This is a genomic window from Streptomyces sp. NPDC036813 (assembly GCF_055609245.1).
Genome location: NZ_JBVJPV010000014.1, coordinates 236,278 through 251,805, shown reverse-complemented (window position 1 = coordinate 251,805; position 15,528 = coordinate 236,278). Strand labels below are relative to the sequence as shown.

The window sequence follows — 15,528 nt, the reverse complement described above, 5'->3', positions numbered from 1 at the left end:
GTGACGTACGTCAGGGCGCGGGCCGGCTGCCACGGGCCCGCGCGGCCAGCTCCGTCTTCCTGATCTTGCCGGTCGGGGTCAGCGGCAGTCGGGGAACGATCTCGACCAGCGGCACCTTGTACGCGGCCATCGTCTCGCCCGCCCAGCCGCGCAGCTCCTCGGCGGTGAGCGTGGCGCCGGGCGCGGTGGTGACGTAGGCGTACGGCAGCTGCCCGCTGCGTTCGTCGGCGACGGCGACGACGGCCGCGGCGAGCACGTCGGGATGGCGGGCGAGGTAGGTCTCGATCTCGGTCGGGAAGACGCTCATCCCGTTCACCTTGATCATGTCCTTGTGGCGTCCGAGGTAGCGCAGGCAGCCGTCCTCGTCCAGGCTGCCGATGTCGCCGGTGTGCAGCCAGCCGTCCCGCAGCGCGGCCGCGGTCGCCGCGGGCGCGCGCCAGTAGCCGGTGAGCAGCGAGGGCCCGCGGACGACGATCTCGCCCGCCTCGTCCAGCGGCAGCGGCTCGCCGGTGGCGAAGTCGACGACCATGAACTCGGTGCCGGGCACCGGCAGCCCGCAGAACACCGGGTCACCGAGCAGGTCGGCGTCGCCGTCCTGGAAGCCGAGCGTGCTGGTGTCGCTCGTGTGGGTCTCGGTCATGCCGTACGACGCCTCGCGCAGGACGGCGCCGGTGGCCTTGCGCCAGCGGGCGCGGACCTCCGGGGTGAGCGCCCGGATGAAGGAGACGGCGAGCGGGTGGGTGAGGCTGCTCAGGTCGCGGTGCGGGAAGTCGGGGTGGCCGAGGAGTTCGAGGTAGTTCTCGACGGTGCCGGCCATGGTGGTGACCCGGTGCTCCTCGATCAGCCGGAGCACGGCGGCCGGGTCCCAGCGGGGCAGCAGCACGCTGGTGCCCCCGGAGACGAGCGGGGCGAGGATGCCGAGGTTCTCGCCCGCGATCCAGAAGACGGGCAGGTAGCACAGCGAGACGATGCCGTCCTCGGCGCCGGGCAGACCTGCCTGGATGGCGGTGGCCGTGTAGACCATGTGCCGCTGGGTGTGCTCGACACCCTTGGGCAGGCCGGTGGTGCCGCCTGTGTAGTTGAGGGCGGCGAGCGCTTCGAGGTCCTCGGGGCCGTCGGTCAGCGGGGCGTGGGCGAGGACCTCCTGCCACACGTCCTCCAGGAGCACACGGTGCGCCTCCCGGCCGGCCAGTGCCTCGTCCAGCACGTCTCTCAGCGGCTCGAAGGACAACACCAGCCGGGCGCCGGAGTCGTCGATCTCGTGCTGTATCTCCGGCGCCCGGAACATCGGGTTGACCGGGACGTGCACAGCCCCGAGCCGCAGGATCGCGAGAAAGGCGACCGCGAAGAACACGCTGGTGGGCAGGCAGACGGCGACCCGGTCCCCGGGCCGCACGCCGCGGTCGGCGAGCCATCCGGCCAGGCGGTCGGTGACGTCGTCGAGTTCGCGGTAGGTGAGGGATCCGCCGAGCGCGATGATCGCGGGCTGCTCGGGTCGCTCCCGCGCCCAGTGCCGTACGTACCCGGGTACGGTCCGTTCGCCCGCGCGGTGGCGCACGGCCTCGGGCTGACGGCCGCGCCGGGCCCGGGCCCAGCGGGTACGCAGATCGGTCAGGTACTCCTCGGTGCGGGGCGTGTGCGTCATCGCGGCTCGTCCTCACGTCTCGGGGCGACACGGAGCAGCTGCATGTACATGGCCGTCACATCACGCACGGCGGCCGCGTGGCCGATCCGGCGGGCGGCGACCTGGCGGGCGAACTCGACGCTCATGGCGCCCACCGCGCGGGCCACCGCGAGCGGTTCGGCGACCGGACGCGCCCGGTCCTCGGCGACGAGGCGGCGGATGTAACGGGCGTGGCGGTGCACGGGCCGCTCGCGGATCTCCTGCCACAGGGCGCGTACGTCGTCGTCGGTGCGGGCCTGCTGTTCCAGCAGCGGCATCAGCGCCGCGTGCCGGGCGTAGGCGGCGACGAACGCGGCGACGGACTCCCGGGCGACGGCGCGCACGTCGTCGGTGTCGACCCCGGGCACCTCCTGGGAGGCGAGGAAGGCGTCCCGCACGCGGGCCGCGAGGACCCGGAAGACGTCCTCCTTGGAGGCGAAGTACACGTAGAAGCCGGCCCGGGAGACCTCGGCCTCGGCGGTGATGTCGGCGACGGTGGCCGGGCCGTAGCCGAGCCGGGCGAAGACGGCCTCGGCGGCGTCGAGCAGCCGGGCCCGCGCGGGGGCCTCGGTGCGGTCGCGGGCGGTGCGGACCGCCCAGGTCTTCGGGGTGTGTGCCACGCCGTCAGCGTATTGACGTTGACGTCAATGTCAATGAGCATGGCTGAGCCGGTCGTCCGCGCGCTCTGGGAGCTGCCATGGGTTCTGCCGCCGTCCTCGTCGCCAACCGTGGGGAGATCGCCGTCCGCGTGCTGCGGGCCGCGCAGGAGGCGGGGCTGCGCACGGTCGCGGTGTACGCCGACGGCGACGACGCCCATGTGGGGCTCGCCGACGAGGCGGTGCCGCTCGCCGGTGGCTATCCGGACGCCGGGGCGCTGATCGAGGCGGCCCGCCGGACCGGCTGCGGCTTTCTGCACCCGGGGTACGGCTTCCTCAGCGAGGACGCGGACTTCGCCGACCGCTGCGCCGAGGCCGGCATCCGCTTCGTGGGACCCTCGGCGAGGACCCTTCGCCTGCTCGGCGACAAGGTGCGCGCCCGTGAACTGGCAGCCCGGGCGGGGGTGCCGGTGCTCGACGGGGCCTCGGACCTCGCAGAGGCTCGCGCGCTGCTGGCCGGTGGGCCGTTGATGGTCAAGGCCGTCGGCGGGGGCGGCGGCCGCGGAATGCGGGTGGCACGCTCGGCCGAGGAGCTGGCGCAGGCCTGGGAGCAGTGCCGATCGGAGGCGCGGCAGGCCTTCGGACGGGACGAGGTGTACGCGGAGCGGCTGCTGGAGGGCGCCCGGCACATCGAGGTGCAGATCGTCGGCGACGCCACCGGCGCGGTCACGCATCTGTGGGACCGTGACTGCAGCGCCCAGCGCCGCCACCAGAAGCTGATCGAGATCGCGCCGGCGCCCGAACTCCCGGAATCCGCCCGGGACAAGGTCCTCGACGATGCACTGCGGCTGGCGCGCGCCGCGGGCGTCACCAGCCTGACGACGGTCGAATTCCTGCTTCGCGGCGAGGAGTTCCGCTTCATCGAGGCCAACCCCAGACTGCAGGTGGAGCACACGGTCACCGAGGAGGTGACCGGTGTCGACCTCGTCGCCGTGCAGCTGCGGCTCGCGGCCGGGGACACGCTGGCCGACGTGGGGCTCGCGGGCCCGCCGCCGGCGCCGCGCGGGGTGGCCGTGCAGGCCCGCGTCAACGCCGAGGTGACGGCGGGCGACGGGAGCGTGCTGCCGCAGTCGGGCCGGATCACGCGGTTCGACGTCCCCACGGGCCCGGGCATCCGGGTCGACACGGCGCTGCGCGCCGGGACGGAGATCGGCACCCGCTACGACGCCCTGCTGGCGAAGGTGATCGCGCACGCACCGCACGGCGGGGTGGAGGCGGCCTGCGCCCGGGCCCGGCGAGCGCTGGCGGAGTTCGCCGTGGACGGCGTGCGCACCGGCATCCCGCTGCTGCGCGAGGTCCTGGCCCGGCCGAGGTTCTGGGCGCACACCGGCGTGGTCACCGAGCACGTCCGCGCGACGGAGCCGCAGGCCCTCGCACCGCAGGACGGCACGGTCACCGCGCCGATGGGCGGCACGGTCGTCTCCGTGGACGTGGCGCTCGGCGAACCGGTCCGCCCCGGCCAGCAGGTGCTGGTGATCGAGGCGATGAAGATGGAGCACGTGGTCCGCGCACCCGCCGCCGGAGTCGTACGGCGGCTGCACGCGCGCGTGGGCGGGACGGTCGCCGCGGGGGCGCTGCTGGCGGCGCTGGACGAGGTCACCGGCGTGGAAGCGGCCCGGCCCGAGGGCGAGCCGGTCGATCTGGACGCCGTCCGCGCCGACCTGGCCGAGTCCGTCGCCCGGCACGGTTTCACCCGGGACGCGAACCGGCCCGAGGCCGTGGCCGGACGGCACGCACGGGGCCGTCGTACGGCACGGGAGAACATCGACGACCTGTGCGACGAGGGCTCGTTCACGGAGTTCGGCGCGCTCGCGATCGCCGCGCAGCGGCGGCGCCGGCCACTGGACGAGCTGATCCGCTCGACCCCGGCCGACGGCATGGTCACCGGCACGGGGCGCATCGACGGCAGGGCGTGCGTGGTGATGTCGTACGACTACACGGTGCTGGCGGGCACGCAGGGGCTGAACAACCACCGCAAGACCGACCGGATGCTGGGGCTGGCGGAGCAGCGGCGGCTGCCGGTGGTGCTGTTCGCGGAGGGCGGTGGCGGCCGTCCCGGGGACACGGACACCACGTCGGTCGCGGGCCTGGACGTCACCACCTTCCAGCGCATGGGTCGGCTCAGCGGCCGGGTACCGCTGGTCGGCATCGCCTCCGGCCGCTGCTTCGCCGGGAACGCCGCACTGCTGGGCTGCTGCGACGTCGTGATCGCCACACCGGAGGCCAGCATCGGCATGGGCGGCCCGGCGATGATCGAGGGCGGTGGGCTCGGCGTGTACCGGCCGGAGGAGGTCGGCCCGCTGTCGGTGCAGGTCCCGAACGGGGTGGTGGACCTCGCGGTGGCCGACGAGGCGGAGGCGGTGCGCGTCGCCCGGCGCTATCTGTCGTACTTCCGCGGGCCGCAGGACGGCTGGGAGGAGCCGGACGCGCGGCTGCTGCGGCACGTCGTGCCCGAGAACCGGCGGCGGTCCTACGACATGCGGGCGGCCGTGCGCGCCCTGGCCGACGTCGACTCGGTGCTGGAGCTGCGCCCCGCCTTCGGGGTGGGCGTCCTGACCTGTCTGGTCCGCATCGCGGGCCGGCCGCTCGGTCTGATCGCCAGCAACCCGGCCCATCTCGGCGGGGCCGTCGACCGGGACGCCGCCGACAAGGCGGCCCGTTTCCTCCAGCTGTGCGACGCGTTCGGGCTGCCGGTCGTCTCGCTGTGCGACACGCCCGGTTTCATGGTCGGCCCGGACGCCGAACGCACCGCGACCGTACGGCACTTCGCCCGTCTCTTCGTCACCGGCGCCAACCTGCGCGTGCCGCTGGTGAGTCTGGTGCTGCGCAAGGCGTACGGTCTCGGGGCGATGGCGATGATGGGCGGTTCGACGCGCGCCCCGCTGGCCACGGCCGCCTGGCCCAGCGGCGAGTTCGGCGGCATGGGCCTGGAGGGCGCGGTCCGCCTCGGCTACCGCAGGGAACTGGAGGCCATCGCCGACCCGGCGCAGCGGCAGGGCGCCTTCGAGGCCCGGGTCGCCGAACTGTACGAGCACGGCAAGGCGGTGAACGCGGCGGCGGCGCTGGAGATCGACGCGGTGATCGATCCGGCGCAGTCCCGGGCGTGGATCTGCGCCGCTCTGCAGGACTGGTCCGAACCGGCCGAGCAGCGAAGGGCGTTCGTCGACACCTGGTGAGACGGGCGGGGCGGTCGCAGCCGCCGGACGCGAACTCGTCGGTACCGTTGACGCCCTCCTCTCTCCCCTCTAGCGTCTGGTCGACTTCCCGTACATCGTTCGCGATATCGAACATTCGTGGAGGAGCACATGGCCCCGCCCCTCACCCGACGGACCCTCCTGCGCTCTGCCGTACTCGCCGCGTCCGCGTCCGGCCTGGCGGCCGGGACGACCGGCGGGGCAGACGCGGCACCGTTGCCCGCGCCCGGCACTTCGGCGCTGCGTCCCTTCGCGCTCGACGAGGTCGCCCTCGGGCCCGGACTCTTCGCCGACAAGCGCGAGTTGATGCTGCGGCACGCCCGCGGTTACGACGTGGACCGGCTGCTCCAGGTCTTCCGTGCGAACGCCGGGCTGTCCACGCGCGGCGCGGTCGCCCCCGGCGGATGGGAGGGCCTGGACGGGGAGGCCAACGGGAACCTGCGCGGGCACTACACCGGGCACTTCCTGACCATGCTGTCCCAGGCGTACGAGAGCACCGGCGAGCAGGTGTTCGGCGACAGGATCCGCACCATGGTCACCGCGCTGACCGAGGTGCGCGAGGCGCTGCGGCACGACCCTGCGGTGCTGAGCCTGGAGGGCCGGTTCGGGCCTGCCGTGGAGAACGTCCGCGGGTCCTACCGGTACGTCGACCTGCCGCCGCAGGTGCTCGGCTCTGCCGCCGGACTCACCCTGGCCGTCTGGGTGAAGCCCACGCATGATGCCGCGTGGGCCCGGGTCCTCGACTGCGGCAATGACACCACCCGGTATCTGTACCTGGCCGCCCGCAACGCGAACGGAGTGCCCCGGTTCGCGATCACCGCCGGCGGGCCGGGAGGTGAGCAGGCTGTGAACGGCACGGCGCCCCTGCCGCTGAACCGGTGGAGCCATGTGGCGGTCACGCTCGGCGCGGGCACGGGAACGCTGTACGTCAACGGCACGGCCGTGACCCGGAACACGGCCATGACCCTCACCCCCGCCGCCCTCGGCACGCTCGCCCACCACTGGCTCGGACGCTCCGCCTTCCCCGCCGACCCCGTGTTCGCCGGTGCCTTCGGCTGCTTCGACGTGTGGTCACGGGTGCTCGGCCCGGACGAGATCACCGCCCTGCAGAGCCGCCGCGGCTCCGGCGACCTGGCCTCGTACGCCTTCGACGAGCAGGAGGGCGGTACGTTCGCGGACGCCTCCGGCCGCGGGCTCACCGCCACGCTGCGGCGAACCTGGGGCGGTCCCAGCCACACCGGATTCCTCGCGGCATACCCCGAGACGCAGTTCATCCAGCTGGAGTCGATGACGCGCAGCGACTACACCACGGTGTGGGCGCCCTACTACACGGCTCACAAGATCCTGCGCGGGCTGCTCGACGCGCATCACGCCACCGGCGACGCCCGCGCGCTCGACCTCGCCGCGGGGATGGGCGACTGGATGCACAGCCGCCTGTCGAAGCTGCCCGCCGCGACGCTCCAGCGCATGTGGGGGATCTTCTCCAGCGGCGAGTTCGGCGGCATCGTCGAGGCGATCTGCGATCTGTACGACCTCACCGGCCGGCCCGAACACCTCGCGCTGGCCAGGCTGTTCGACCTGGACCGGCTCATCGACGCGTGCGCCGCCGGCACCGACGTCCTCGACGGACTGCACGCCAACCAGCACATCCCGATCTTCACCGGGTACCTGCGCCTGTACGACGCGACCGGCGAGGAACGCTATCTGAAGGCCGCACGCGCCTTCTGGCACATGGTCGTACCGCACCGCATGTACGCGATCGGCGGCACCAGCACGGGCGAGTTCTTCAAGGGCCGGGACGTCATCGCGGGCACGATCGGCGCCACCACCGCCGAGACCTGCTGCGCGTACAACATGCTCAAGCTGAGCCGGGCACTGTTCCTCCATGAGCAGGACCCGGCCTACCTGGACTACTACGAGCGCGCCCTGTACAACCAGGTGCTCGGCTCCAAGCAGGACCGCCCGGACGCCGAGAAGCCGCTCGTCACCTACTTCATCGGCCTGACACCCGGTCATGTCCGGGACTACACGCCGAAGCAGGGCACCACCTGCTGCGAGGGCACCGGCATGGAGAGTGCCACCAAGTACCAGGACACGGTGTACTTCGCGCAGGCCGACGGCAGCGCCCTCCACGTGAACCTGTACAGCCCCTCCACCCTGACCTGGGCGGCGCACGGCGTGACCGTCACACAGGTCACCGGCTTCCCGCGCGAGCAGGGCAGCACGCTGACCGTGCGGGGCCGCACCGCCGCCTTCGCGCTGCGGCTGCGGGTGCCGGCGTGGGCGACGGCCGGCTTCCGGGTGACGGTCAACGGGCGCCCGGCGGGCGGCACTCCGGTCCCGGGCAGCTACTTCACGGTGGAGCGGACCTGGCGGGACGGGGACGTGGTCCGGGTGGCCATGTCGTTCCGGCTGCGGGTCGAGAAGGCCCTCGACGACCCGTCCCTGCAGACCCTCTTCTACGGCCCGGTGAACCTCGTCGGACGCGACCCGGCCACCTCCTACCTGGAGCGCGGGCTGTACGGCAACGCCGCGCTCTCCGGCGACCTGCTGCCCTCGCTCACGCCGGTACCCGGCGAGCCGTTGCACTTCACGCTCGACGGCACACGGTTCGCGCCCTTCCACGAGGGCACCGAGGACCCGACGCACGTCTACATCCGGCGTGTCGAGCCGCGGGTGGTGTTCGGCGGCGTCGACTCGGGCGTGACCAACCCTGTGGGGGCCGACGGCACCACCCTGCTCGACGCGGTGTGGGCGGGGGCGCCCTTCGCCGGGAAGGGCGCGCTGGTGGCCCGGGTGCGGTCGGTGGTGAACGCCTGGGTCGCCGACGGACTGCTCGGGCGGGCCGACGCCGAGACGGTGGTGCGTACGGCGGACTCGGCGACGTACGTGCCCTGACGGGAAGGTGTTCCCGCGGCGAGGTGCGTACGGCGCTGTCGGCGACGTACGCGCCTGGAGGGGAGGTCTTCTCGCGGCGGGCCCGGCCCGATCGGCGAGAGGCCCTTACGAGCGGCGGCGGGGCTTGCCTCCGCTGCCGCGCCGGCCGCCGGTGCCACCGCCGCGGGAGCCGGCCGTGCGCGAGCCGCCGCTGCGGGAAGCACCCCCGCTCTTGCGCTCACCCCCGGCGGCCTTGCGTCGCTCCCCCTTGGCCGGCGTCTGCTGGGCGGCCTGCTGGGTCCGGCCACGCCCCCGGGTGCTGTTCACCGTGCGGCCGCGCACGATGCCGATGAACTCCTCGACCAGGTCGGTGGTGGCCTCCTCCGGCCACGACAGGACGACGCTCGACTGCGGCGCATCGGTGACCGGCCGGTAGGTGAGGTCCCGGCGGTGATACAGCCGGGCCAGCGACTGCGGCACGAACAGCACCCCGATCCCGGCCGCGACCAGCTCGATCGCGTCCTCGGTGGTCTCCGGGCGCTGGAAGGCGGGCTCCCCGGGCGGTGCCTCGTCCCAGCCGAGGACGTCGTCGAGGGGGTGCAGCACGACCTCGTCGGCGAGATCACCGAGGGTGACCTCGTCGGCCGCGGTCACCACATGGTCCTTGGGGACCACGACGACCGTCGTCTCGGTGTAGAGGGGGATCGCGCTGAAGAACGTCCGGTCCACCGGCAGCCGCAGCAGGCCGATGTCGGCGCCCTGCTCGCGCAGCATGTCCGGGGCCTGTGCGGCCGCGACCTGGAGCAGGGTGAGGGGGACGTCGGGCAGGCGCTCGTTCCAGACCCGCGCCCACTTCGCGGGCGTCACCCCCGGGACGTAGGCGAGCCGGAACGATGGGGAGTCTTCGGAGCCTGTCACGCCCGCAAGGCTACCGGCTGTGGTCGGAGGTCTCAGCCCGGGCGGATAGTCTGGAGTGCATGAAGTCGCAAGCGAACACCCAGACGATGAAGCCGGCCACCGCGGCGAAGAAGCTGGGTGTGTACCTCCCCGCCACCCCCAAGGAGTTCCAGGAGGGTGTCGTCTCGCGTGCCGAGCTCGACGAGCTCCAGGCCAACCCGCCGGAGTGGCTGCGCGAGCTGCGACGCACCGGCCCGCACCCGCGTCCCGTGGTCGCGGCGAAGCTCGGCGTGTCCAACGCGGGTCTCGTCCGTGCCGGGATCACCGGCGCCCTCACCACCGAGGAGATCGAGGCGCTGCGGCAGGAGATGCCGGAGTGGCTGGTGAAGGAGCGCGCCACCCAGGCCGAGGTGCGCAAGGAAGCGGCCCGCCTGAAGCAGCGGGACGCGGAGCGCGACCAGGGCTAGGGACCGGCGCCGCAGACCGGGGCCGGCCGCGAAAACCCGGTGCGGCGGCTCGCAGCGCGCTGCGATCATGCCGCCATGCGTGACACCCTCGAACAGCTGGTCGTACGGCACACCCACCGCATCCCCTCCCCCGCCGGACCGGCGGGGTCGGGCGAGGTCGCGGCGCGGCAGTTCGACGCCGCGCTGATGTCGGTCGGGTTCAAGCTCTCCGGGCAGGCGCTGGAGCACTTGTCGTCGCTGTCCGGGACGACGGTCACCGACACCGCCCGCCGGGTGCTGACGACCGTCCGCGCCATGGTCGGCGACCACGTCCGCCACAACGTCTACTTCGTGGACTTCCCGGCGAACGTCCCCGACACCCTCGACTTCTGGATGCGCTGCATCACCGAGGCACTGGCGGACCACGACACCCGCGCGAGCACGCTGGAGCAGTTGAGCCACGGCGTGGTGAACCTGCTCACCCTGCCCTCCTACGGCCGTTACCGGCACACCTATGCCGAGATGCTCGCCGCGCACGACGAGCTGGTCCCGGCCGCGGGCGACCGCCTCACCGTGCTGCACCTCGGCGGCTCGCTTCAGGACGAGGCCAGCGCCCTGTACCTGGCGCTGGCCGGCAGCAGCACCCCGCTGGGCGAGGACGGCCTGCGCGACCTGGAGCTGCTCGCCGGGACATGTGCCGACGGGCCGCAGCCGGAGACGATCCCGGTGCGCGAGAACCGGGCCGTGCTGAACCGGGCCAGGCTGGCGGCGGGCGCACCACTGCTGCTGGACACCGTCACCGACGTGCTGCGTCTGGCCTGCGCGCTGTCCGACGGCGATGTGACCCTGACCGGGCCCACCCGGCTGCGGACGCTGCCGCGGCCGGTGCGCCGGGCGCTGCTCGCGGGTCTTGACGCGGTCGTGGCCGCCTCCCCCGCCAAGCTCGCCGACGTCACCGCACACCGGGAGGCGTTCAAGCGGCTCGGGGAGCGGCTGCACCCGCACGAGTACCCGCGGTGGCCGCACGCCGCCGACGTGTTCGCCGTCGCCCGCGGGGAGAAGGAGGCACGCTCGTTCGACAGCCGGGTCGAGGAGCTGCTCGCGATGCACGACGTGACGGGGGCGGTGAAGCTGCTCGCCGCCGCGCCGGGCAAGCTGTTCCGCTCCCTGGACCGGCTGCTGCGCATGGCTCTCGACCAGGACGAGCGGGACGCGGTGGCCGGTGCGGCCGAGCAGGTCGTCGGCGAGGTGTCGGGGCGCGTACTGCTGTCGGTGGCCGAGCATCTGCGCAATCGCGCCTGGGCGACCGGGGAGCGGCGGGTGTTCGTGGGCCGCACGGGCCGCGCCTGGGTCACCGAGGACACCCGGCCGCCGGTGCTGCCGCCGGAGCGCGAGCGGCTGATCACCCTGATCGACGAGGAGACGCGCCGTCGGCTGCCGGAGGTGGGGCACCTCCTGGTCGACCCGGACGTGCTGGACGTGGCGCTCCCCCTCAGCGGCAAGGCGACCGCGTCCGGCCTGGGCGTGCTGCCGCGCGGGTCCCTCTCCCCCGTCGACGGTGAGTTGCTGCGCTTCTTCGTGTACTGGAAGGAGCGGGCGCAGCGCACCGACTTCGACCTGTCGGCGCTGCTGCTCGACTCGCACTACGAGACGGACGGCTGGCTGTCGTACACGGCGCTGTCCGCCGTGGAGGGCGAGCACTCCGGCGACATCACCGAAGCTCCCGACGGCGCCTCGGAGTTCATCAACCTGCGGCTCGGCGCCGTGCGCGGCACGTACATCGTCCCGCAGGTCAACATCTTCTCCGGGGAGGGCTTCGAGGAGGTCGAGGAGTCCTTCTTCGGGTTCATGCTGCGCGAGGCGGAGCAGGCGGGCCGGCCGTTCGAGCCGCGGACCGTGCGGATGAAGTCGGAGCTGCGCGGGCCGGGCCGGGTGGCGCTTCCGCTGGCGTTCCTGCGGGGCGAGGACGGGCGCTGGCGCGCCAAGTGGCTGCACCTGTACCTCAAGGGCCACCCCTCGGCGAACCGGGTCGAGGACAACCGGGTGTCGGTGGCGACCCTGCTGCGGGGCATCGTCGAGCGGGACCACCTCACCGTGGGCTACCTGGCCGATCTGCTGGCCGACAGCGGAACGACCGTGACCCGCTGGGACGGTACGTCGGTTCCGGACGGTCCGGTGACGTACATCGGTCTGGAGCGGCCCGACGGCCTGCACCCGGACTCCCGGATCCTCACGCCGGAAAATCTGCGCGACCTGATCCCGGCGTGACTGCTACCTTGGGCGGTGGCGAGGCCATGCAGGGGCTTCCTTCTCACCACTCCTTGAATTAGCCCTTGCGCTCTCCTCGCCCTCGACGTCGGCCCCCCGACACCGTCCCGGTGTCGGGGGGCCGTTGTCGTCGCAGGGCTCAGCCGATCACGACGAGCAGGTCGCCGCCCTCCACCTGCTGGACCCGGTTGATCGCCAGCCGGGACACGGTGCCCGCCTTCGCCGCGGTGATCGAGGCCTCCATCTTCATCGCCTCGATGGTGGCGACCGTGGCGCCCGCCTCCACCTGGTCTCCCTCGGCGACGGAGAGGGTGACCACGCCCGCGAAGGGTGCCGCGACATGGCCGGGGTTGGCGCGGTCGGCCTTCTCCGTGACCGGGATGTCGGCCGACGCGGCGGCGTCACGGACCTGGATCGGCCGCAGCTGGCCGTTGAGCGTCGACATCACCGTGCGCAGGCCTCGCTCGTCGGCCTCACCGATCGCCTCCAGGCCGATGAGCAGCCGCACACCGGGCTCGAGGTCGACGGCGTACTCCTTGCCCGGGCGCAGGCCGTAGAAGAAGGCCTTGCTGTCGAGGATGCTGGTGTCGCCGTAGGAGTGGCGGTGCGTCTCGAACTCGCGGGTCGGGGCAGGGAAGAGGAGCCGGTTGAGGGTGGCGCGGCGGTCCTTCTCCAGGCCCTCGCGGTCCTCGGCGCTCAGCTCCGGCACCGGCTTGGCCTCCGCGCGGCCCTTCAGAGCCTTGGTGCGGAACGGCTCGGGCCAGCCGCCGGGCGGGGTGCCCAGCTCGCCGCGCAGGAAGCCGATCACCGAGTCCGGGATGTCGAAGCGGTCCGGGCTCTCCTCGAACTCCTTGGGGTTCACCCCGGCGCCGACCAGGTGCAGGGCGAGGTCGCCGACCACCTTGGAGGACGGGGTGACCTTGACCAGACGGCCCAGGATGCGGTCGGCGGCCGCGTACATCGCCTCGATGTCCTCGAAGCGGTCCCCGAGCCCGAGGGCGACGGCCTGGGTGCGCAGGTTGGACAGCTGGCCGCCGGGGATCTCGTGGTCGTAGACGCGCCCGGTCGGGGAGGCGAGGCCCGCTTCGAAGGGGGCGTAGATCTTGCGGACGCTCTCCCAGTACGGCTCCAGGTCGCCGACCGCCTTCAGGTCGAGCCCGGTGGGCCGCTCGGAGTGGTCGGTGGCGGCGACGATCGCCGACAGCGACGGCTGCGAGGTGGTGCCCGCCATGGAGGCCACCGCTCCGTCGACCGCGTCCGCGCCGGCCTGGATCGCGGCGAGGTAGGTGGCGAGCTGGCCGCCCGCGGTGTCGTGGGTGTGCAGATGGACCGGCAGGTCGAACTCGCGGCGCAGCGCGGCGACGAGCTTGGCGGCGGCCGGGGCGCGCAGCAGGCCGGCCATGTCCTTGACGGCGAGGATGTGGGCGCCGGCGTCGACGATCTGCTCGGCGAGGCGCAGGTAGTAGTCGAGGGTGTAGAGCTGCTCGCCGGGGTCGCCGAGGTCGCCGGTGTAGCAGAGGGCGACCTCGGCGATCGCGGTGCCGGTCTCCCGGACCGCCTCGATGGCGGGGCGCATCTGGCCGACGTCGTTGAGGGCGTCGAAGATGCGGAAGATGTCGATGCCGGTGGCCGCGGCCTCGTGCACGAACGCGTCGGTGACCTCGGTCGGGTACGGGGTGTAGCCGACGGTGTTGCGGCCGCGCAGCAGCATCTGGAGACAGATGTTGGGTACCGCCTCGCGCAGGGCGGCCAGCCGCTCCCAGGGATCCTCGGCGAGGAAGCGCAGCGCGACGTCGTACGTGGCGCCGCCCCAGCACTCCAGCGACAGCAGCTCGGGCAGAGTGCGGGCGACGACGGGCGCGACGGCGAGCAGGTCCTTGGTGCGCACGCGGGTGGCGAGCAGCGACTGATGGGCGTCGCGGAAGGTGGTGTCGGTGACGCCGATGGTCGGGGACGCACGCAGCCAGCGGGCGAAGCCGTCGGGGCCCAGCTCGGTGAGCTTCTGCTTGGAGCCGGGCGGCGGCTCGGCGGCGGGCAGCGCGGGCAGCTTGGTCACCGGGTCGATCAGCTCGGGGCGCTCGCCGTGCGGCTTGTTGACGGTGACGTCGGCGAGGTAGGTGAGCAGCTTGGTGCCGCGGTCGGCGGAGTGGCGGGCGGTGAGCAGGTGCGGGCGCTGCTCGATGAACGACGTGGTGACGTTGCCGTTCTGGAAGTCCGGGTCGTCGAGGACGGCCTGCAGGAAGGGGATGTTGGTGGCCACGCCGCGGATGCGGAACTCGGCGACCGCGCGGCGGGCCCGGTTGACGGCGGTGGTGAAGTCGCGGCCGCGGCAGGTCAGCTTGACCAGCATCGAGTCGAAGTGGGCGCTGATGTCCGTACCGGCGTGGGTGGTGCCGCCGTCGAGGCGGATGCCGGAGCCGCCGGGCGAGCGGTAGGCGCTGATCCGGCCGGTGTCGGGGCGGAAGCCGTTGGCGGGGTCCTCGGTGGTGATACGGCATTGCAGGGCGGCCCCGCGCAGGGTGACCGTGTCCTGGGACAGGCCGAGGTCGGCGAGGGTCTGGCCGGCGGCGATGCGCAGCTGGGACTGGACGAGGTCGACGTCGGTGACCTCTTCGGTGACCGTGTGCTCGACCTGGATGCGCGGGTTCATCTCGATGAAGACGTGCCTGCCCTGGCGGTCGAGGAGGAACTCCACGGTGCCGGCGTTGCGGTAGCCGATGTGCCGGGCGAACTTCACGGCGTCGTCGCAGATCCGCTCGCGCAGCGCGGGGTCCAGGTTGGGCGCGGGCGCGAGTTCGATGACCTTCTGGTGGCGGCGCTGCACGGAGCAGTCGCGTTCGAAGAGGTGGATGACGTTGCCCTCGCCGTCGGCGAGGATCTGCACCTCGATGTGGCGGGGCTCGACGACCGCCTGTTCCAGGAAGACCGTCGGGTCGCCGAACGCGGACGCGGCCTCACGGGAGGCGGCCTCGATGGACTCGCGTAGCTGGGCGGGGTCCTCGACGCGGCGCATGCCGCGCCCACCGCCGCCCGCGACGGCCTTAACGAAGACGGGGAAGCCGATGTCCTCGGCGGCGCGCACGAGTTCGTCGACGTCGTTGGAGGGCTGGGAGGAGCCGAGCACGGGCACGCCGGCCTCGCGGGCGGCGGCCACGGCGCGGGCCTTGTTGCCGGTCAGTTCGAGGATCTGCGCGCTCGGGCCGACGAAGGTGATGCCCGCTTCCTCGCAGGCGCGGGCCAGCTCGGGGTTCTCGGACAGGAAACCGTAGCCGGGGTAGACGGCGTCGGCGCCGGCCAGCCGGGCGGCGCGGATGACCTCGTCGACGGAGAGATAGGCCCGCACCGGATGCCCGGGTTCCCCGATCTCATAGGCTTCGTCGGCCTTGAGCCGGTGCAGGGAGTTGCGGTCCTCGTGCGGGAAGACGGCCACGGTGCGCGCGCCGAGCTCGTATCCGGCGCGGAAGGCCCGAATCGCGATCTCGCCACGGTTGGCGACCAGTACCTTGCGGAGCATCCCCGATCCCTTC

At 73.0% G+C, this 15,528-nt stretch carries 8 protein-coding genes; 4 read left to right on the top strand and 4 right to left on the bottom strand.

The window, feature by feature from the left end; genetic code table 11:
- Nucleotides 1-10 precede the first annotated feature (10 nt).
- Entirely contained in the window at nucleotides 11-1,645 is a 1,635-nt protein-coding gene (locus ACZ67Q_RS27935) for an AMP-binding protein (protein ID WP_471187434.1), read from the bottom strand.
- Nucleotides 1,642-2,283: a TetR/AcrR family transcriptional regulator gene (locus ACZ67Q_RS27930; protein WP_471187431.1), complete on the bottom strand. Its 642-nt coding sequence runs from the start codon at nucleotides 2,281-2,283 to the stop codon at nucleotides 1,642-1,644. The genes ACZ67Q_RS27935 and ACZ67Q_RS27930 overlap by 4 nt, the downstream gene beginning before the upstream one ends.
- Nucleotides 2,284-2,360: 77 nt before the next feature.
- On the opposite strand from ACZ67Q_RS27930, the gene ACZ67Q_RS27925 reads away from it, so the two are divergent.
- Together ACZ67Q_RS27925 and ACZ67Q_RS27920 are read left to right on the top strand one after the other, a co-directional pair.
- Nucleotides 2,361-5,495 (top strand): acetyl-CoA carboxylase family protein, encoded by a 3,135-nt coding sequence (locus ACZ67Q_RS27925; RefSeq protein WP_471187428.1) that lies wholly within the window; start codon nucleotides 2,361-2,363, stop codon nucleotides 5,493-5,495.
- A gap of 129 nt (nucleotides 5,496-5,624) precedes the next feature.
- Nucleotides 5,625-8,411 (top strand): beta-L-arabinofuranosidase domain-containing protein, encoded by a 2,787-nt coding sequence (locus ACZ67Q_RS27920; protein ID WP_471187425.1) that lies wholly within the window; start codon nucleotides 5,625-5,627, stop codon nucleotides 8,409-8,411.
- A gap of 105 nt (nucleotides 8,412-8,516) precedes the next feature.
- On the opposite strand, the gene ACZ67Q_RS27915 is transcribed toward ACZ67Q_RS27920, so the two are convergent.
- The gene (locus ACZ67Q_RS27915) at nucleotides 8,517-9,308 is read right to left on the bottom strand and encodes a LysR substrate-binding domain-containing protein (protein WP_471187422.1); all 792 of its coding nucleotides are present in this window, start codon (nucleotides 9,306-9,308) and stop codon (nucleotides 8,517-8,519) included.
- Nucleotides 9,309-9,367: 59 nt separating this feature from the next.
- Here ACZ67Q_RS27915 and ACZ67Q_RS27910 point away from each other — a divergent pair, with 59 nt between their 5' ends.
- Together ACZ67Q_RS27910 and ACZ67Q_RS27905 are read left to right on the top strand one after the other, a co-directional pair.
- Nucleotides 9,368-9,754, top strand: a complete 387-nt coding sequence (locus tag ACZ67Q_RS27910; RefSeq protein WP_471187420.1) for a DUF5997 family protein — start codon at nucleotides 9,368-9,370, stop codon at nucleotides 9,752-9,754.
- Between the two features lie 75 nt (nucleotides 9,755-9,829).
- The gene (locus ACZ67Q_RS27905; RefSeq protein WP_471187417.1) at nucleotides 9,830-12,001 is read left to right on the top strand and encodes a TerD family protein; all 2,172 of its coding nucleotides are present in this window, start codon (nucleotides 9,830-9,832) and stop codon (nucleotides 11,999-12,001) included.
- Between the two features lie 139 nt (nucleotides 12,002-12,140).
- Here ACZ67Q_RS27905 and ACZ67Q_RS27900 read toward each other — a convergent pair whose 3' ends face one another.
- A complete protein-coding gene (locus tag ACZ67Q_RS27900; RefSeq protein WP_471187414.1) occupies nucleotides 12,141-15,515 on the bottom strand; it encodes a pyruvate carboxylase in 3,375 nt (1,124 codons plus the stop codon).
- Nucleotides 15,516-15,528: the final 13 nt, after the last annotated feature.